The 19181-nt window shown below is 57.5% G+C and carries 21 protein-coding genes; 14 read left to right on the top strand and 7 right to left on the bottom strand.

Translation table 11 applies throughout. From position 1 onward, the window contains the following. Nucleotides 1-3: 3 nt before the first annotated feature. Nucleotides 4-1032 carry an L-threonine 3-dehydrogenase gene (tdh, locus tag HFD92_RS18800; RefSeq protein ID WP_167429489.1) on the bottom strand — a complete coding sequence of 343 codons (1029 nt, stop codon included), beginning with the start codon at nt 1030-1032 and terminating at the stop codon, nt 4-6. 10 nt (nt 1033-1042) lie between these two features. Further along, entirely contained in the window at nt 1043-2239 is a 1197-nt protein-coding gene (locus HFD92_RS18795; RefSeq protein ID WP_167429498.1) for a glycine C-acetyltransferase, read from the bottom strand. Nucleotides 2240-2469: 230 nt separating this feature from the next. Between HFD92_RS18795 and rfaD the strand changes: the two genes are divergently transcribed. The 11 genes from rfaD (at nt 2470) to coaD (ending at nt 13721) form a co-directional block, all read left to right on the top strand. Next, on the top strand, nt 2470-3402 hold the full coding sequence (gene rfaD, locus HFD92_RS18790; RefSeq protein WP_009088090.1) for an ADP-glyceromanno-heptose 6-epimerase: 933 nt from the start codon (nt 2470-2472) through the stop codon (nt 3400-3402). A 17-nt stretch (nt 3403-3419) separates the two neighbouring features. After that, nucleotides 3420-4475 carry an ADP-heptose--LPS heptosyltransferase RfaF gene (gene rfaF / locus HFD92_RS18785; RefSeq protein WP_167429488.1) on the top strand — a complete coding sequence of 352 codons (1056 nt, stop codon included), beginning with the start codon at nt 3420-3422 and terminating at the stop codon, nt 4473-4475. Further along, nucleotides 4463-5440: a lipopolysaccharide heptosyltransferase RfaC gene (rfaC, locus tag HFD92_RS18780; protein WP_167429487.1), complete on the top strand. Its 978-nt coding sequence runs from the start codon at nt 4463-4465 to the stop codon at nt 5438-5440. The genes rfaF and rfaC overlap by 13 nt, the downstream gene beginning before the upstream one ends. After that, nucleotides 5437-6513 carry a glycosyltransferase family 9 protein gene (locus HFD92_RS18775; RefSeq protein WP_167429486.1) on the top strand — a complete coding sequence of 359 codons (1077 nt, stop codon included), beginning with the start codon at nt 5437-5439 and terminating at the stop codon, nt 6511-6513. Before rfaC ends, HFD92_RS18775 begins: the two co-directional genes overlap by 4 nt. Nucleotides 6514-6522: 9 nt before the next feature. Further along, nucleotides 6523-7512: a glycosyltransferase family 8 protein gene (locus HFD92_RS18770; RefSeq protein ID WP_167429485.1), complete on the top strand. Its 990-nt coding sequence runs from the start codon at nt 6523-6525 to the stop codon at nt 7510-7512. A gap of 327 nt (nt 7513-7839) precedes the next feature. Beyond that, a complete protein-coding gene (locus tag HFD92_RS18765; RefSeq protein WP_255461736.1) occupies nt 7840-8826 on the top strand; it encodes a glycosyltransferase in 987 nt (328 codons plus the stop codon). 73 nt (nt 8827-8899) lie between these two features. Then, nucleotides 8900-9976 carry a putative lipopolysaccharide heptosyltransferase III gene (gene rfaQ / locus HFD92_RS18760; protein WP_167429483.1) on the top strand — a complete coding sequence of 359 codons (1077 nt, stop codon included), beginning with the start codon at nt 8900-8902 and terminating at the stop codon, nt 9974-9976. Then, complete coding sequence (locus HFD92_RS18755; RefSeq protein WP_167429482.1) at nt 9969-11102, top strand: glycosyltransferase family 4 protein; 1134 nt, start codon at nt 9969-9971, stop codon at nt 11100-11102. Before rfaQ ends, HFD92_RS18755 begins: the two co-directional genes overlap by 8 nt. Nucleotides 11103-11194: 92 nt before the next feature. Continuing rightward, nucleotides 11195-12469 (top strand): lipid IV(A) 3-deoxy-D-manno-octulosonic acid transferase, encoded by a 1275-nt coding sequence (waaA, locus tag HFD92_RS18750; protein ID WP_009088102.1) that lies wholly within the window; start codon nt 11195-11197, stop codon nt 12467-12469. Continuing rightward, on the top strand, nt 12469-13245 hold the full coding sequence (locus HFD92_RS18745) for a glycosyltransferase family 2 protein (RefSeq protein ID WP_167429481.1): 777 nt from the start codon (nt 12469-12471) through the stop codon (nt 13243-13245). Before waaA ends, HFD92_RS18745 begins: the two co-directional genes overlap by 1 nt. Then, nucleotides 13242-13721, top strand: coding sequence for a pantetheine-phosphate adenylyltransferase (coaD, locus tag HFD92_RS18740; protein ID WP_167429480.1), 480 nt, complete (start codon nt 13242-13244; stop codon nt 13719-13721). The genes HFD92_RS18745 and coaD overlap by 4 nt, the downstream gene beginning before the upstream one ends. On the opposite strand, the gene mutM is transcribed toward coaD, so the two are convergent. The 4 genes from mutM to radC all read right to left on the bottom strand — a co-directional run bounded on the left by mutM (nt 13718) and on the right by radC (nt 15918). Beyond that, a complete protein-coding gene (gene mutM / locus HFD92_RS18735) occupies nt 13718-14527 on the bottom strand; it encodes a bifunctional DNA-formamidopyrimidine glycosylase/DNA-(apurinic or apyrimidinic site) lyase (protein WP_009088108.1) in 810 nt (269 codons plus the stop codon). The genes coaD and mutM overlap by 4 nt on opposite strands. A 69-nt stretch (nt 14528-14596) precedes the next feature. Further along, complete coding sequence (gene rpmG, locus HFD92_RS18730; RefSeq protein WP_001051798.1) at nt 14597-14764, bottom strand: 50S ribosomal protein L33; 168 nt, start codon at nt 14762-14764, stop codon at nt 14597-14599. Between the two features lie 20 nt (nt 14765-14784). Then, a complete protein-coding gene (gene rpmB / locus HFD92_RS18725) occupies nt 14785-15021 on the bottom strand; it encodes a 50S ribosomal protein L28 (protein ID WP_006121249.1) in 237 nt (78 codons plus the stop codon). A gap of 240 nt (nt 15022-15261) precedes the next feature. Beyond that, nucleotides 15262-15918 carry a DNA repair protein RadC gene (gene radC, locus HFD92_RS18720; protein WP_009088110.1) on the bottom strand — a complete coding sequence of 219 codons (657 nt, stop codon included), beginning with the start codon at nt 15916-15918 and terminating at the stop codon, nt 15262-15264. Between the two features lie 180 nt (nt 15919-16098). Here radC and coaBC point away from each other — a divergent pair, with 180 nt between their 5' ends. The 3 genes from coaBC to slmA all read left to right on the top strand — a co-directional run bounded on the left by coaBC (nt 16099) and on the right by slmA (nt 18470). After that, complete coding sequence (coaBC, locus tag HFD92_RS18715; RefSeq protein WP_033736105.1) at nt 16099-17319, top strand: bifunctional phosphopantothenoylcysteine decarboxylase/phosphopantothenate--cysteine ligase CoaBC; 1221 nt, start codon at nt 16099-16101, stop codon at nt 17317-17319. After that, the gene (gene dut, locus HFD92_RS18710; RefSeq protein ID WP_033736106.1) at nt 17297-17755 is read left to right on the top strand and encodes a dUTP diphosphatase; all 459 of its coding nucleotides are present in this window, start codon (nt 17297-17299) and stop codon (nt 17753-17755) included. Before coaBC ends, dut begins: the two co-directional genes overlap by 23 nt. Before the next feature lie 118 nt (nt 17756-17873). Next, nucleotides 17874-18470: a nucleoid occlusion factor SlmA gene (slmA, locus tag HFD92_RS18705; protein ID WP_167429479.1), complete on the top strand. Its 597-nt coding sequence runs from the start codon at nt 17874-17876 to the stop codon at nt 18468-18470. Nucleotides 18471-18498: 28 nt separating this feature from the next. Here the strand turns inward: slmA and pyrE are convergent, their stop codons facing one another. After that, on the bottom strand, nt 18499-19140 hold the full coding sequence (gene pyrE, locus HFD92_RS18700) for an orotate phosphoribosyltransferase (RefSeq protein ID WP_009088114.1): 642 nt from the start codon (nt 19138-19140) through the stop codon (nt 18499-18501). Nucleotides 19141-19181 lie beyond the last annotated feature (41 nt).

Here is a 19181-nt window from a genome sequence, read left to right as displayed (position 1 = left end):
GTGTTAATCCCAACTCAGTATTACCTTTCCCGAGCGTCCTGAACGCATCTCATCAAAGCCCTGCTGGAAGTCGTCAATCCCATAGCGATGCGTAATGACCGGCGTTAAGTCGAGACCGGACTGGATCAGCGCCGCCATTTTGTACCAGGTTTCAAACATTTCCCGGCCATAAATGCCCTTGATAAAGAGTCCCTTGAAGATCACCTGATTCCAGTCGATAGCCATCTCACCCGGCGGAATACCCAGCAGGGCAATCCGCCCGCCGTGATTCATTACGTCGAGCAGCGCGCGAAACGCAGGAGGCGCACCGGACATCTCCAGTCCGACATCAAATCCTTCCGTCATCCCCAGCGAATGCATGACGTCGCGCAGATTTTCATGGGCCACATTGACCGCGCGGGTGACGCCCATTTTTCGCGCCAGCGCCAGTCGGTAGTCATTGATGTCGGTGATTACGATGTTACGCGCGCCGACATGGCGGCAGACCGCCGCGGCCATGATGCCGATAGGCCCCGCGCCGGAGATCAGCACATCCTCGCCAACCAGATCGAACGACAGCGCGGTATGCACGGCATTACCAAACGGGTCAAAGATCGCGGCCAGCTCATCGGAAATGTTGTCGGGAATTCTGAAGGCGTTAAAGGCCGGGATGACCAGATATTCCGCAAAGCAGCCCTGACGGTTAACCCCCACGCCCATGCTGTTCCGGCACAGATGCGTTCGCCCGGCGCGGCAGTTGCGGCAATGCCCGCAGGTGATATGCCCCTCTCCCGACACCCGATCGCCAGGCGTAAAGCCCTTTACCTCCTGGCCTATAGCCACCACTTCACCCACATATTCATGACCGACAATCATCGGCACCGGAATGGTTTTGCGCGACCAGTCATCCCAGTTGTAGATGTGGACATCGGTGCCGCAGATAGCGGTTTTACGGATTTTAATCAGCAGGTCATTGTGGCCCGGCTCAGGAACCGGCGCATCAGTCACCATCCAGATGCCCGCTTCCCTCTTCAGTTTGGCGAGTGCTTTCATAACGGACTCCTCAGGCGATGACGCCCAGCTGTTTGCCGATACGGGTAAAGGCGGCCACCGCACGTTCCAGCTGCTGCTGGGTATGTGCCGCAGAGATTTGCGTGCGAATACGAGCCTGCCCTTTTGGCACGACCGGATAGAAGAAGCCGGTAACGTAGATGCCTTCCTGTTGCAGCAGGTGGGCAAACTGCTGAGCGACGCTGGCCTCACCCAGCATCACCGGAATAATGGCGTGATCGGCCCCGGCCAGCGTAAAACCCGCTGCGGTCATCTGCTGCCGGAAGAAACGGGCGTTATCCCGGAGACGCTGACGCAGCCCATCGCCTTCGCTGAGCAGATCCAGCACCCGCAGCGAGGCGGCCACAATCGCCGGAGCCAGCGAGTTGGAGAAGAGATAGGGACGGGAACGCTGGCGCAGCCACTCCACCACTTCCGCTTTTGCTGCGGTGTAGCCACCGGAGGCGCCGCCCAGCGCTTTGCCCAGCGTGCCGGTAATGATGTCAACCCGGCCCATCACGTCACAATATTCGTGGGTGCCGCGTCCGCCATTTCCGACAACACCCACCGCGTGGGAATCATCCACCATCACCAGCGCAGAGAACTCTTCAGCCAGGTCGCAGATGGCGGGCAGATTGGCGATGACCCCATCCATGGAGAAGACGCCATCGGTGGCGATCAGGATATGGCGAGCGCCTTTATCGCGCGCCTGCTGCAGGCAATCCCGCAGCGCCGTCATGTCGTTGTTCGCGTAGCGGTAGCGCTGCGCTTTGCTGAGCCGGATGCCGTCGATGATTGAGGCGTGATTCAGCGCATCGGAAATAATGGCATCCTCTGCATCCAGCAGCGTTTCAAACAGGCCGCCGTTGGCGTCAAAGCAGGAGGAGTAGAGAATGGCATCTTCCATACCGAGAAATGCGGCCAGCCGCTTTTCCAGCTGCTTATGGCTGTCCTGCGTGCCACAGATAAAGCGCACCGACGCCATGCCAAAGCCGTGCGAATCCATCCCCGCCTTCGCGGCCTGAATCAGTGCCGGATGATTGGCCAGCCCCAGATAGTTGTTGGCGCAAAAGTTAATCACTGCCGGACCGTGACCTACCGCTATCTCTGTCTGCTGGGCAGAAGTGAGGATCCGCTCCTGTTTAAACAGCCCTTCCTGACGTGCATCATCCAGTTGCTGACGAAGTTGTTGATAAAATTGCGCAGGCATCATTGCTCTCCTCAGATGGCAAAAACCTGGCATATCTTACTGAACAGGGCGCTTATTAACGATAAAACGCCCAACAGAATGTCATTTTTGCAGCATAGTTCACGCCTCGAGGTGGCAGCCCTGTGGCGTTACAGAGTCATCTGGCTGTCTGCACCCTGATGAAATGTTATGATGTGAGGTATTCGTGTGTGAAACCTCCTGTTTCACCCCACAACATTGAAGGTAACAACATGATTATCGTAACTGGCGGCGCAGGAATGATTGGCAGCAACATCGTCAAAGCGCTGAACGATCGCGGTCACACCGACATTCTGGTGGTGGATAATCTGAAGGATGGCACTAAGTTTGCCAATTTAGTCGACCTGGATATCGTCGATTACATGGACAAAGAAGAGTTTCTGATGAGCGTGATCGCGGGCGACGATTTAGGCCCGATTGAAGCGGTATTCCATCAGGGTGCCTGCTCCTCCACGACCGAGTGGGATGGCAAATACATGATGGAGAACAACTATCAGTATTCCAAAGAGCTGCTGCACTACTGCCTGGAGCGCGAGATCCCGTTCCTTTACGCCTCTTCTGCAGCGACCTACGGCGGCCGCAATGAAAACTTCATCGAAGAGCGTCAGTATGAGCAGCCGCTGAATGTGTATGGCTACTCCAAAATGCTGTTTGACCACTACGTTCGTCAGATGCTGCCGGAAGCGAACTCGCCGGTGTGTGGCTTCCGCTACTTCAACGTCTATGGGCCGCGTGAAGGCCACAAAGGCAGCATGGCAAGCGTGGCGTTTCATCTGAACACCCAGATCAGCAACGATGAAAATCCAAAACTGTTTGAAGGCAGTGACGGCTTCAAACGCGATTTCATCCACGTTGATGATGTGGCAGCCGTAAACCTGTGGTGCTGGGAAAACGGCGTCTCCGGGATCTACAACTGTGGCACAGGCCGCGCCGAATCGTTCCAGGAAGTGGCCGACGCCGTGCTGAAGTTTCATCAGAAAGGGCAGATTGAGTACATCCCGTTCCCGGAAAAACTCAAAGGCCGTTATCAGGCTTACACCCAGGCCGATCTCACGAAGCTGCGTGCCGCGGGCTATGACAAGCCGTTTAAAACGGTGGCGCAGGGCGTCGCTGACTATATGGTCTGGCTGAATCGCAACGCATAAAGGAAGCTGCTCCGGCGATGAAAATTCTGGTAATCGGCCCGTCGTGGGTCGGCGATATGATGATGTCGCAAAGTCTCTATCGCACCCTCAAGGCCGAACATCCCGATGCGGTGATAGACGTGATGGCACCGGCATGGTGCCGTCCCCTGCTGTCACGCATGCCGGAGGTCAGTCAGGCGCTGGCCATGCCCCTGGGCCATGGCGCGCTGGAACTCGGCGAGCGTCGCCGGCTGGGCAAGGCACTGCGCGACAGCCATTATGACCGGGCCTACGTGCTGCCTAACTCCTTTAAGTCGGCGCTGGTTCCCTTCTTTGCCGGCATACCACGTCGCGTCGGCTGGCGGGGGGAGATGCGCTATGGCCTGCTGAACGATCTGCGGGTGCTGGATAAAGCCGCGTTCCCGCTGATGGTTGAGCGCTACGTGGCGCTGGGCTACGACACGCCTGTCGCCTCGGCGGCGCAGCTGCCGCAGCCGCTCCTGTGGCCAAAGTTGCAGGTTGAAGAGCGGGAGATGCGGGAAACGGCCGCACAGTTTCAGCTCACCGCAACGCGTCCGATCATCGGTTTTTGTCCGGGCGCGGAATTTGGCCCGGCCAAACGCTGGCCGCACTATCACTACGCCGCCCTGGCCCGCCAGCTGATCGCCGAAGGCTTTCAGATCCTGCTTTTTGGCTCCGCCAAAGATCGCCCGACCGGTGAAGAGATCATCGCGGCACTGCCGGAAGAGAGTCGCAGTCACTGCCGCAATCTGGCGGGTGAAACCCAGCTGGAGCAGGCGGTCATCCTGCTGGCGCAATGCCGCGCCGTGGTCAGTAACGACTCCGGCCTGATGCACATCGCCGCCGCGCTGGATCGTCCGCTGGTGGCACTCTATGGACCCAGCAGCCCTGACTTTACGCCACCGCTGGCCCGCCAGGCGCGCATTATTCGCCTGATTAGCGGCTATCACAAAGTACGTAATGGCGATGCCGAACAGGGGTATCACCAGAGCCTGATTGATATTCAGCCTGAGCGCGTTCTTCAGACGCTGAATGAACTCCTTGCGCCGCAGGAGGTGCCATGCACGTCCTGATTGTTAAAACGTCCTCAATGGGGGATGTGCTGCATTCGCTGCCGGCTCTGACCGATGCCATGCATGCCATTCCTGGCATCCGTTTTAACTGGGTAGTGGAAGAGAATTTCGCCCAGATCCCTGGCTGGCACCCTGCCGTGGACCAGGTGTTGCCGGTCGCGATTCGCCGCTGGCGCAAACACTGGTTTGGCAGTCAGCAGCGTGAAGAGCGCGTGCAGTTTAAGCGCGCGTTACAGTCGCGCGAGTACGATATCGTGATTGATGCCCAGGGGCTGATCAAAAGCGCCGCGCTGGTGACCCGTTTATCCAAAGGGGTAAAGCACGGGCAGGATAGCCGCAGCGCGCGTGAACCTTTTGCCAGCTGGTGGTTTGACGTCCGCCATGAGATCAGCAAACGCCAGCACGCCGTTGAGCGGACGCGCGAGCTGTTCGCCAAAAGCCTGGGCTATGAAAAGCCGCAAACGCAGGGTGACTACGCGATTGCCGGGCATTTCCTGCATCATCTGCCCGCGGATGCGCATCACTATCTGGTCTTTCTGCATGCCACAACGCGTGACAACAAGCACTGGCCGGAATCCCACTGGCGACAGCTGATTGAGCAGATGCAGCCCAGCGGATTGCGGGTGAAGCTGCCCTGGGGGGCCGAACATGAGCATCAGCGTGCGCTGCGCCTGGCTGAAGGTTTTGAGCATGTCGAGGTGCTGCCTAAGCTGACGCTGGAAGCGATCGCCCGACAGCTGGCAGGTGCGCGGGCGGTGGTCTCTGTGGATACCGGTTTAAGCCATCTGACCGCCGCACTGGATCGTCCTAATCTCACGCTGTATGGCCCGACCGATCCGGGTCTGATTGGCGGCTACGGGCAGAACCAACAGGCGCTGAGCGCCCCGAATCACAATCTGGCGGAGCTGACGGCTGACGCCGTGGCAGAGAAACTGCAGGCCGTTATCGGGAAAAATGCGCCATGAACTATGTGCTGATCTATCTGCTGCTGCTGCCTTTCCGCACCCTGATGCGGATCTTTTACCGGCCCACCGGCCGCAGTCTGGTGATTCAGACGGCGAAGATCGGGGATTTTATTAACATCACCCCGATGCTGCGCGCCCTGGGTCAGTCTGAACTGCTGATCAGCAAATCGGTAGAGCCGCTGGCGCGTCACGATGACACGGTCAGCCGCTATTTTCTGATTGAAGAGGCGAAGCGCAGCTTTTTTGCCAAACTCAGACTCGCCTTCACGCTGATGAACCGTTATGACCATGTTTATCTGGTTCAGCCCAACAGCGTTAATCTCTTTTTCGCGGCGCTGTGCAATGCACCGAACAAACAGTTTCTGCGCACCTATGTGCGTAAATCCTATCATGCGATCTTCTATCGCAGCGCCAGTGGCATCGTCGACCACGCGAAAACGGATTTGACGCTCGACAGCTATCTGAAGCTGATTAATCGGGACTACCGCTACACCGATTTTCCCAAGCACGCCACGTCACCGCTCTGGCAGCCGCCTGCGCCTCCTGCCGCGCTGCTGCATCCGCGCAGCGGGATTAAAATCGGCATCAGCATTTCTGCCGGGAATCGGGCCAAAACCATTCCTGCCGCCATCTGGCAGCAGCTGATGGCGTCGCTGGCTGAACTGCCCTGCACCTTTTATGTCTTTGGTCCACCAGCCGAGCAGCCGTGGCTGGATGAATTACTGAGCCTGACCGGCCCGCAGGAGAATATTGTCAGCCTGATTGGCGCGCTGAAGCTGGAAGAGGTGCCATGGGCCATCTCGCAGATGGATTTTTATATTTCATCGGATTCCGGTAATGCTTATATTGCTGACGCCCGACAGATACCGGTCATTATGCTCTATGGCCCCTGTGAGATCAGGGAACAGCGCCCGGTTAATAATGTCCTGTTTATCGGACCAGACAATATCGCCGCATCGACCTTTGTTTTTGCCACGCGATTTAAGTTTGATCAGCCCGCTGAAAAATTATTCGGGCTGGATGCCGACAAACTGACTAGAATACAAACGTTTATTACTCATAATCTGGAATAGTGAAGCGTAATGGCAATTACCCCTCTTGCTGATGCCGTTCAGCAAAGTCAGCTGCTGGTCAACACGCTTGCGGATGCGGATGATAATCCGGTTCACGTTGCGTTTGGCATCAACCACGCTTACGCGCGTGGTCTGGGTATTACGTTGTTTTCACTTCTCAGCCATCACCCCGACACCGCTTTCCACGCCCATATTTTCTCTGACTCGCTGCAGGAAGAGGATGTGGAAAAGCTGCGCTCAATGGCGTCGGGCCATCGTCTGGCCATCACCCTGCATATTTTTAACAGTGCCTGGGTCGATCAGTTGCCGGCGGTCGGGCGCTATCCCAAAAGTATCCATTACCGCTTTCTGATCCCTGAAACGGTGGCGCGCTACAGCGACCGGGTAATCTACATCGATGCGGACACGCTGGTCGTCGGCGATTACTCCCCCCTGTTCACGCTGGATATCACGGACTACACGCTGGCAGCCTGCAACGACACCCCGCGTGCGCGTCATAACCAGTGCGCGCGACTCGGGCTGCAGCACCATGACTATTTCAACTCCGGCTTTATGCTGATCAATATTCCACGTTGGCTCGCCAGGCAGACTACCGCGCGGATTACTGAGGTTCTGGTGACCCGGGGCGCAGCGTTCGGTTTTCCCGACCAGGATGCGCTGAATATTGTGCTGGAGGATGAGGTGCTGATCCTGCCGGATCGCTACAACCACATCTACGACATCATCGCGAACAAGGTCTGGGACCACTCCCGCGTGCCCGCTGACACCGTGATGATTCACTACACAGGTAAGTGTAAGCCCTGGCATGCCTGGGCCGGCAGCGACCTGTCCCTGCTCTACTACAGCTATTACCAGCGCTCGCCCTGGGCTTCTCAGCCGCTTGATTTACCCAGACATTATAAAGAGATGAAGCGCTTTGCCCGTATCAAGTGGCATCAGAAGCAGTATGCAGAAAGCGTGAGCTGGATGATGCATTACGTCAGGCTCAAATTTTTTTAGTCAGCGCTCTCCACCTGTCAAACCGATGCGAGCGCGGTGACTGCCGCGCCGCCCTCTCCGCCAGTACCTCCGCCGTTGTCTGCCAGATCCTTTTGAAAATGCTGCTGATAAACCCCAGGCACACTATGCTGTTTACCGGCGCGGCCGCGTTGCGTAAAAAAGAGGCAGATAGTGCATTATTACGCGCGCGCGTGGTTTTTCGTGAAGCAGAGAGGCGACACCGTTTTATAATCGTGGATTAATGTATGCCATTCTGCTGATTTGGAAATGATTTATGACGAGGCAACGCCCTTTGACAGTGAACAGAATGCTGGTGCAGATATTGTCATGAGTACTTCTCCTCTGCTGAGTATCATTACCCCGATGTACAATGCGGGCAGCATGTTTGATGAGTTCATGCAGGCACTGCTGGCGCAGACGCTGACCTCGCTGGAGATCATCATCGTCGATGATGGTTCTACTGACGGCTCAGGCGAGCGCGCTGACCACTATGCAGAACATCACTCCCACATTCGCGTGATTCATCAGGAAAATGGCGGCGTGTCGCGTGCCCGTAACGCCGGGCTGGCGATAGCGCGCGGCAAATATGTCACCTTTCCGGATGCGGATGACACCATGCAGCCCGGGATGTACCAGACGCTGGTGACGCTGGCGGAAACGGACAATCTGGATGCGGCACAGTGCAACGCCGAATGGTTTTTCAAACACAGCCAGCGGGTAAAACCCCTGATACCGCTGGACCGCCTGCGCAGCACGCCGGTGCTGAGCGGCGCTGACTGGCTCAATACCGCGCTGAAAACCCGCCGCTATATGCATGTGGTCTGGCTGGGCATCTACCGCCGGTCGCTAATCGAGCAGCATCAGTTGCAGTTCGAGCCGGGCCTGCATCATCAGGATATTCCCTGGACCACCGAGTTTATGCTGCTGGCAAAACGCGTGCGTTACACCGATGCGGTGCTCTACCGCTACTATATGCATGACGCGTCGATCAGTAACCGCAAACGCACCGGCGAGCGCAACGTCGAATATCAGCGCCACTACCTGAAGATTGCGCGGCTGCTGGAAGAGATTAATATCCGCTATCGTGACCACGTGCGGATCTACCCGTCGTTTCACGCTCAGGTGACGCATGAAGCGCTCAGTGTCTGCCATAGCGTGAGACGTGAGCCTGATGCCCGCGCACGCCAGGCGATCATCGCCGATCTGTTCGCAACCCGGACACACCGGCGCATGTTACGCAACGCCCGCGGCATTAAGCAGTGGTATCAGTTGCTGCTGTGGCTGGGACGGCTCTATCGCTGGCGCGATAAATAACCCCTGAGGCTGGCTTTATCCTAAAAAGCGTTTGCCCTACAATCGGTTCACTGAAATCTGAGAACCTTTGTTTATGGCCAGCCTGACTCCAGCAAACATCTCTCCAAAACGTATTTTACTGATTAAGCTGCGCCACCACGGCGACATGCTGCTCACCACGCCCGCCATCAATGCGCTGCATGCGCGTTATCCGCAGGCCAATATCGACGTGTTGCTCTATCAGGAGACACGCCCGATGCTGGAAGCGCATCCGGCTATCCGCCATCTGCACGTCATCGACCGGAAATGGAAGCAGGAGGGCACCTGGCGCAAGCTGGGCCATGAACGGGCATTAATCCGTGCCGTCCGTGACGCCCATTATGACCTGGTGATTAATCTGGCAGACCAGTGGCGTGCGGCGCTGATCACCCGGCTCTCCGCTGCGCCGGTGCGCATTGGTTTCGCCTTTAAAAAACGCGATAACGTCCTGTGGCGCTGGTGTCACAACCGGCTGGTCCCGACGCATAATCACAGCAGACTGCATACCGTTGAGCAGAACATGTCCGCCCTGGCCCCGCTCGGTATCAGCAGCGACAATGCGCGCGTTTCGATGCACTACAGTGACGCTGACCAGCAGATCGTGCTGACCCGCCTGTCAGAACATCAGGTGACCACCCCCTATATCGTGGTTCAGCCTACCTCACGCTGGGGCTTTAAATGCTGGGAAGAGGAGAGCGTGGCCGCCACGGTCGATGAGCTGGCACGGGCTGGACGGAAGGTGGTGCTGACCGCCGGGCCGGACAAACAGGAGCTGGCGATGATCAACCGCATCCGCGCGCTGTGCGCCTCGCCGGATGTCGTGTCGCTGGCGGGTCAGTTTACGCTGCCGCAGCTGGCGGCGCTTATCGATCACGCCACGCTGTTTATCGGGGTCGATTCCGCGCCGATGCACATGGCGGCGGCGCTGGAAACGCCCTGTATCGCCCTGTTTGGCCCGACCAAGCTGCAGCACTGGCGGCCATGGGGAAACAACAACCATGTCATCTGGGCGGGGGATTATGGCCCACTGCCCTCACCTGATTCTATCGACACCCGAACGGATCAGCGTTATCTGTCAGCCATTCCGGTGAAGGATGTGGTCGCGGCGGCGAGGAGCTTCCTGAATGAGTAAGTTAAGGCTGGCGATTGTCCGGCAGAAATACCGGCCGGATGGCGGTGCTGAGCGTTTTATCTCCCGTGCGCTGGAAGCCCTGGGCAGCGAACAGCTCGATCTCAACATCATTACCCGCAGCTGGCAGGGCACGCCCAATCCGGACTGGCATCTCCATATCTGTAATCCTGCAAAGCTGGGCAGGGTTTCCCGCGAGCGCGGCTTTGCCCGTGCCGCACGCGCCTGCTGGGAGCGTGAAAAGTTCGATATTGTGCAGAGTCATGAACGTATCGCTGGCTGTGACATCTTTCGCGCGGGTGATGGCGTGCATCGCGTCTGGCTGGAGCAGCGCGCCCGCATCGTCTCACCGTGGCAACGACTGAGCGCAACCCTCAGTCCCTATCATCGCTACGTTCTGCAGGCGGAAGCGGAGATGTTTAATTCGCCGACGCTGAAAGCGGTGATCTGCAATTCTGAGATGGTTAAGCGCGATATCCTGCGCTGTTTCTCACTCGACGCCAGAAAAATTCACGTCATCCATAACGCTATCGATGCCCGTCGTTTTCAGCCCGCCACGGAAGCGACCCGCCATGCGACCCGCCAGCAGCTGGGGCTGCCGGATGCGGCCACCGTACTGATTTACGTCGGTTCCGGCTTTGAGCGCAAAGGGCTGAAAGCGGCGATTCAGGCGCTGGCCGCCAGTGACCGCTACCTGATTGTGGTGGGTCAGGATAAACAGCTGCAGCGTTATCAGCAGCTGGCTAACCAGCTGAACTGCCTGGATCGCCTGCGCTTTGTTGGCGTACAGCAGGATGTGCAGCCGTTTTATCACGCGGCGGACGGCCTGCTGCTGCCCACACTCTACGATCCTTTTCCTAACGTGGTGCTGGAGGCGATGGCCTGCGGCCTGCCGGTTATTACCAGCACCGGCTGCGGGGGGGCTGAGTTTATTACCGCCGGTCAGGAGGGCTTCGTCTGTGATGCGCTGGATATCAACGGATTAAATCAGGCTGTTTGCGCCATTCCGCCGCTGACGGAAGATTCACGCATGGGTGATGCGGCCCGGCGTAAAGTTGAACCCTATGGCCCGCAACGGCTGGCACAGGCGCTGACTTCGCTTTATCAACAGGTATTGAGTACCAACTGACAATCCGGGATGAGTGCATGCGGGGTTTCTGATAACATGCCGCCATCTGATTTTAACCTGTTTTTAGACGCGAACCTGCTGTAACGGTAACTATGACGACCATTTACACCGCATTGCTCTACTTTATTCAGCCACTGATTTGGCTGCGCCTGTGGCTGCGCGGTCGTAAAGCGCCGGCGTATCGCAAACGCTGGGCGGAGCGCTATGGCTATTGCGTCGGCAAAGTGAAGCCCGACGGCATTGTGCTGCATTCGGTTTCCGTGGGGGAAACCCTGGCCGCAGTGCCGCTGGTGCGCGCGCTGCGTCATCGTTACCCGACCCTGCCGATTACCGTCACGACCATGACGCCAACCGGCTCTGAGCGTGCGCAGTCAGCCTTTGGCAAAGATGTGCACCATGTCTATCTGCCTTACGATCTGCCCGGATCGATTAATCGTTTTCTGGACACGGTCAACCCCCGGCTGGTGATCATCATGGAAACCGAGCTGTGGCCGAACATCATCCGCATTCTGCATCAGCGTAACATTCCGCTGGTGATCGCTAACGCGCGCCTCTCAGCCCGATCCGCCAAAGGCTATCGCAAGCTGGGTAAATTCATGCGCAGGCTGTTGCAGAGCATCACGCTGATAGCAGCGCAGAACAGTGAAGATGGCGACCGCTTCCTGGAGCTGGGCCTGAAACGCTCTCAGCTGGCGATCACCGGCAGCCTGAAGTTTGATATTTCTGTCACGCCAGAACTGGCCGCCAGAGCCGTCACGCTGCGTCGCCAGTGGGCGCCACGCCGTCCGGTCTGGATTGCCACCAGCACCCACGAAGGCGAAGAGGCCATTGTGCTGGATGCCCACCGCCGCCTGCTGCAGACGTTCCCTGATCTGCTGCTGATTCTGGTTCCGCGTCATCCTGAACGCTTTAACGATGCGCGTGAACTGACCCAGTCGCGCGGCTTCAGCTTTATTCTGCGCAGCAGCGGCGAGATCCCCTCGGGCTCCACCCAGGTGGTCATCGGCGACTCGATGGGCGAACTGATGCTGCTTTACGGCATTGCCGATCTGGCGTTTGTCGGCGGCAGCCTGGTGGAGCGCGGCGGACACAATCCACTGGAGCCTGCAGCGCACGCGATTCCGGTTCTGATGGGGCCACATATCTGGAACTTCAAAGATATCTGCGGCAAATTGCAGGAAGGCCAGGGACTGATTACCGTCACCGACGTGTTCTCGCTGGAAAAAGAGGTCACCAACCTGTTGCAGGATGATGACTATCGTCGTTATTACGGCCGTCATGCCGTGGACGTGCTGCACCAGAACCAGGGTGCCTTACAGCGTCTGCTCCAGTTACTTGAACCGCATTTACCTCCACGGGCTCACTGATGTCAGCACGCCAGCGTCTTTCAGTCGTTATGATCGCCAAAAATGAAGCGGAATTGCTGCCAGACTGTCTGGCTTCAGTCAGCTGGGCGGATGAGATTATCGTGCTGGATTCAGGCAGTCACGATAACAGTGCCGATATCGCCACGCAAGCTGGCGCGAAGGTCTACCACAGCGATGACTGGCAGGGGTATGGCATCCAGCGCCAGCGCGCGCAACACTATGCCACCGGCGATATGATTCTGATGATTGATGCCGATGAGCGCGTCACACCGGAACTGCGCGCGGCGATTGAGCAGGTGCTTATCGCGCCGCCGGGCCGCACGATTTACAGCCTGGGCCGCAGCAATCTGTTTCTAGGGCGCTTTATGCGCCACAGCGGCTGGTACCCTGACCGCGTGCTGCGGCTCTATCCGCGCACCTTCCGCTACAATGATAATCTGGTGCATGAATCGCTGCAGCGTGACGGCGCACCGGTGGTGGCGTTACCCGGCGATTTACAGCATCTGACCTGCCGCGATCTGATCGCTTTTCAGCGTAAGCAACTGGCCTATGCCGAAGCCTGGGCCACGGAACGCCACCAGCGTGGTAAGCGTTGCGGTCTGTTCTCGCTGTTCGGTCATACCCTGGGCGCGTTTGTGAAAACGCTGCTGCTGCGCGCCGGTTTTCTCGACGGAAAGCAGGGCTGGATACTGGCGGTGGTCAACGCACAATATACCTTTAACAAATATGCCGCCCTCTGGGCGCTGAATCAGGCTGCGAAAAAAGGGCAGGTATGAGCACGAAAGCCATCTATCCCGGAACATTTGATCCTGTCACGCTTGGGCATCTCGACATCGTGACGCGGGCCGCGCAGATGTTTGATCAGGTTATTCTGGCCGTTGCCGCCAGCCCCAGCAAAAAGCCGCTGTTCAGTCTGGAGGAGCGCGTGGCGCTGGCGAGTGAAATGGTGGCCCATCTGCCCAACGTTAAGGTGGTAGGATTCAGCGACCTGATGGCCAATTTTGCGCGAGACCAGCAGGCGAATGTGCTGGTGCGCGGATTGCGTGCGGTGTCAGACTTTGAGTATGAAATGCAGCTGGCGCAGATGAATCGTCACCTGCTGCCGACGCTGGAGAGCGTTTTCCTGATGCCGTCTGAGGGCTTCTCGTTTATCTCCTCTTCGCTGGTCAAAGAGGTGGCGCGTCACGGTGGTGATGTCTCCGCCTTCCTGTCCGCGCCCGTCCATCAGGCATTGCTGGCTAAGCTGACTTAGTGCTGGCAGCGGGGGCACCAGTAGGTGCTGCGTTGCCCATGCCTGCCGCTGATAATGGGTGTTCCACAGGCCCGGCAGGGCTCACCTGCCCGGCCATAGACCTGCAGCTGCTGCGCAAAATAGCCCGGTTTACCGTCGCTCTGTAAGAAATCCCGCAGCGTGGTTCCGCCCTGCTCAATGGAACGTAACAGCACCGCTTTGATGGTGTTGACCAGCAGCTCTGCTTCCGCCTGCGACAGACTGCCGGCGGCACGATCGGGCAGGATCCCGGCGGTAAACAGTGACTCGCTGGCGTAGATGTTGCCCACCCCCACCACGACTTTGTTATCCATCAGCCACTGCTTAATCACCGTTCGCTTGCCGCGTGACTTCTCAAACAGGTAAGCCGCGTCAAACTGGTCGCTCAGTGGCTCCGGTCCCAGATGCGCCAGCACGCTGCTGCCTGCCAGTTCGCTGCTCCAGAGCCAGGCACCAAAACGCCGTGGATCGGTGTAGCGCAGCACTTTGCCGTTGCTCATCACCAAATCAACATGGTCATGCTTCTCCGCAGGCCGCTCTTCCGGCAGCACGCGCAGGCTGCCGGACATACCCAGGTGGATAATGATCCAGCCATGCGGCAGCTCCAGCAGCAGATATTTCGCCCGGCGCTGCACGCTGAGCACCGGCTGATCGCTTAGCGCATGGATCTCCTGTGAAACAGGCCAGCGCAGACGGGAATTACGCACCACGGCGTGAAGGATGGTTTCACCCACCAAATGCGGCTCGATACCGCGCCGGCTGGTTTCAACCTCTGGCAACTCTGGCATACCCTCTCCTCAGCGTTTTACACAAACAAAAAACCCGGCCGGAGCCGGGTTTTTAGCAGAACACTAAAATTACTTAATTTTAGCTTCTTTGTAGATCACATGCTGACGTACAACCGGATCGAACTTTTTCAGTTCCAGCTTCTCTGGTTTAGTACGTTTGTTCTTCGTGGTGGTATAGAAGTGACCTGTACCAGCAGAGGAAACCAGCTTGATCTTCTCACGAATACCTTTAGCCATGATTCAGTTCCTTAGTACTCTTAGTACTTCTCACCACGGGCACGCATGTCGGCTAACACCGTATCAATGCCCTTTTTATCAATAATACGCATACCTTTTACAGATACACGCAGAGTAACGAAGCGCTTCTCGCTCTCAACCCAAAAACGGTGTGAGTGCAGGTTCGGAAGGAAACGGCGTTTCGTCGCGTTCATTGCGTGGGAACGGTTGTTACCGGTCACCGGACGCTTTCCAGTTACCTGGCAGACTCGTGACATGTCTATTCTCCAAAAATCAAATCAGCTCGAGCTTTAAAAATTAGGTTTTGGCCGCCTCGTCAGGCTTGCAGCCCGCCAGGCGAGTTCCATGGAACCCGCTAAGCTGGCCTAACCGCCAAACCCGAGATTCTCAAAGGTGGCGTAGTATACGCCGCTCAGCCCAAGTGCTCAAGTCCCGAACAGATAAAGATCCCGAATGATCGGGCAAAAAGCCGCCACCTGGCGCGAATTTTCCCGCTATCAGAGCCATCCCCGCTCAGCAAAGGAGACATATTCGCCATGACCTATCACCAGATGATCGAGCAGGCGGATGTCGAGAAGCTGACAGGCTTCGCTGACTTTATGGGTCACCTGGCGGTCAGCCCGGCTCGGTTCCGCCATGCCCGACGGATGGTTATGCGCCAGAATCAGCGCGGCGGCGTTGAGCTTCAGCGCCTCCCGGACGATCTCGCGTGGGTGCACTTCCACACTGTTAATCGACCCCGAGAACATTTTTTGTGCCCGCAGCACCCGGTGCTGATTATCCAGAAAGAGGGCCATAAAGATCTCGCGCTCCTGATGGGCTAATAAACTTTGCAGATACTGGCGGGTGATCTGGGGATTTTCCATGACGCTTTCGCGCGCCAGCTTGCTGGCGAAGAAACGCTTCGCCAGTTCGGCAATCGCGTGCAGCTGGGCCAGTTTGGCATCACCAACGCCTTTTATGTTACTGAAAGCCGCCTTGCCCGATGTCATCAGCTGATAAAGCGAGCCAAACTCCTGCAGCATCTGTCCGGCCAGCTCAATGACGTTCTGCCCCGGCGAGCCGGTGCGGAGAAAAATGGCCAGCAGTTCGGTATCGCTGAGGGCATGCGCGCCCAGCTTCTGCAGTTTTTCCCGTGGTCCACTGTTTTTCATGTCTGCTCTCCCTGAGATCAACCCCAGCATGACCCAGCCATGCCCGGGGTGCCATCAGCGCAGCCACAATCTTCGAGGCGGCTCGCAAACGCAGTCCGTGAAAAGGCGCATCCGCACTTTTGTGATAAAGTCCGTGCATTCGCCGCCCCGTGCGGCAGAGAGCTTAGTGAGGCCAACATCATGATGGGATTAGCCGGCAAAAAAATTCTTCTTGGCGTAAGCGGCGGCATTGCTGCTTATAAAACTCCGGAGCTGGTGCGCCGCCTGCGCGATCGCGGTGCCGATGTCCGCGTCATGATGACGCAGGGCGCGAAGGCGTTTATTACGCCGCTCAGCCTGCAGGCCGTCTCCGGCTATCCGGTGTTTGACGATCTGCTCGACCCGGCGGCGGAAGCCGCGATGGGTCACATTGAGCTGGCAAAGTGGGCCGACCTGATTGTACTGGCACCGGCGACGGCTGATCTGATAGCCCGTATTACCGCCGGTATGGCAAACGATCTGGTGACCACCGCCGTGTTAGCGACCGCCTCGCCCGTGGCCGTGGTACCCGCCATGAATCAGCAGATGTATCGCGCGGCGGTGACGCAGCACAACCTGGAGCAGTTACAGGCGCGTGGCGTGCTGATCTGGGGGCCGGACAGCGGCAGCCAGGCCTGCGGCGATGTCGGCCCCGGCCGGATGCTCGATCCGCTGGCGATTGTGGACCATGCGGTCACGTGGGCCACCCCCGTCAACGATCTGCAACATCTCAACATTATGATTACCGCCGGTCCGACCCGTGAGGCGCTCGACCCGGTGCGCTACATCACCAACCACAGCTCCGGAAAAATGGGGTTTGCGATTGCCGCCGCCGCCGCCCGACGCGGCGCAACGGTTACGCTGGTCAGCGGCCCGGTCACGTTGTCAGCCCCTGCCGGCGTGCGGCGCATTGATGTCACCAGCGCGCTGGAGATGCAGGCTGCCGTGATGGGTGAGATAGATAAACAACATATTTTCATTGCAAGCGCAGCCGTGGCAGACTACCGGGCAGCCGATATTGCGGCCGATAAAATCAAGAAACAGGGCGGCGATGATACCGTCACGCTGAACCTGATAAAGAATCCCGACATTGTTGCCGGCGTCGCCGCACTTCAGGAAAACCGGCCATTCGTCGTTGGATTTGCTGCTGAAACACAGAATGTGGAAGAATACGCCCGGCAAAAACGGGTGCGCAAGAATCTGGATCTGATCTGCGCTAACAACGTCGCTCAAACCGGACAGGGGTTTAATAGCGACACCAATGCTCTTCACCTTTTTTGGCAGGATGGAGAAAAGCGCTTACCGCTCAGCGATAAGTCTCTCCTTGGCCAACAATTAATAGACGAGATTGTCAGCCGTTATGATGAAAAAAATAGACGTTAAAATCCTCGATGCGCGCGTCGGCAAAGAATTTCCGCTGCCGACCTACGCCACGTCAGGTTCCGCTGGGTTAGATTTACGCGCCTGTATTGATGATGTTCTCGACATCGCACCGGGCACCACGACGCTGGTTCCGACCGGTCTGGCGATTCATATTGCCGATCCCGATCTGGCCGCAGTCATCCTGCCGCGCTCCGGCCTTGGCCATAAGCATGGCATCGTGCTGGGCAACCTGGTCGGTCTGATTGACTCCGACTATCAGGGACAGCTGATGGTTTCCGTCTGGAACCGCGGTCAGGAAAGCTTCTCACTGCAGCCTGGCGACCGCATGGCGCAACTGGTCTTCGTTCCGGTAGTGCAGGCGGAATTTAATCTGGTAGAAGAGTTTGACGCCAGCCTGCGCGGCGAAGGCGGCTTCGGCCACTCAGGCCGCCAGTAACCCGTATTACCGACTTTCACTTACGCCCGTTATTTTTCCTCATCGCCATGAGACGCGTTCTTGTGGCAGATGCGTAGGTGTTGCCTGTTTCAGGTGAATTTCAGGGGTTTTTAAGGTCATGGCAGAAAAAAAAGTCGTGAAGCGAAATCGTCGTGAAGAGATTTTGCAGGCGCTGGCGCAGATGCTGCAGTCCGGTGATGGCAGTCAGCGTATTACCACAGCCAAACTGGCAGCCAATGTAGGCGTATCCGAAGCGGCGCTCTATCGTCACTTTCCCAGCAAAACACGGATGTTCGACAGTCTGATCGAGTTTATCGAAGACAGTCTCATTACCCGCATCAATCTGATCCTCAAAGATGAAAAAGAGACCATGACGCGGCTGCGTCTGATCGTGCAATTGATTCTGGGTTTTGGTGAGCGTAATCCGGGACTGACGCGCATTCTGACCGGTCATGCGCTGATGTTTGAGCAGGACCGGCTGCAGGGACGCATCAACCAGCTGTATGAGCGGATTGAAGTGCAGCTGCGGCAGGTCATGCGTGAGCGTAAAATGCGTGAGGGTAAAGCCTTTCAGGCTGATGAAGCGCTGCTGGCGAGTCAGCTGCTGGCCTTTTGTGAAGGCTTACTGTCGCGCTATGTCCGCTCGGAGTTTCGCTTCAGTCCTACCGCAGACTTCGATAGCCGCTGGCCACTTATCGCGGCCCAGCTGGTCTGAACAAAGGCGGGCATCACGCCCGCCCGGGTTAAATCCCGTACGCCTGCTGATAGGCACGCACCTGAGCCAGGTGATCGGCCATCTCCGGCTTCTCTTCCAGCCACGTAATCAGGTCTGCCAGCGTAATAATCGCCGTCACCTTACAGCCATAATCACGTTCCACTTCCTGAATGGCTGACATGTCACCACGGCCACGCTCCTGACGATCAAGCGAAACCAGCACGCCCGCCAGCGTAGCGTTGTGCGCGCCAATGATATCCATCGACTCACGAATCGCCGTACCTGCGGTGATCACGTCATCAACCAGCATCACTTTGCCCTGCAGCGGGCTGCCCACCAGCAGGCCGCCTTCGCCGTGATCTTTGGCTTCTTTGCGGTTGAAGCAGTAAGGCACGTCGCGGTCATGATGATCCGCCAGCGCCACCGCGGTGGTGGTCGCAATCGGAATACCTTTGTAGGCCGGGCCAAAGAGCAGATCGAAATCGACAGCGCCATCCACCAGCGCCTGCGCGTAGAAGCGTCCCAGCAGCGCTAAATCCCGTCCGCTGTTAAACAGACCGGCGTTAAAGAAATAGGGACTTTTACGTCCGGACTTTAAAGTGAACTCACCGAACTTCAGCACCTGTTTGTTCAGGGCGAATTCAATAAACTGACGCTGCCAGGCTTTCATTTCTCACTCCTCAAATAAAGAAAAGGCGACTCTGTGGTCGC

Origin of the sequence: Pantoea sp. EKM101V (genome assembly GCF_011800325.1) — a bacterium.
In the GTDB taxonomy this organism is placed as follows: Bacteria; Pseudomonadota; Gammaproteobacteria; order Enterobacterales; family Enterobacteriaceae; genus Pantoea; species Pantoea anthophila.
Note: the sequence above shows the minus strand (reverse complement) of the source record. Positions and strands in the feature narration are given on the sequence as shown.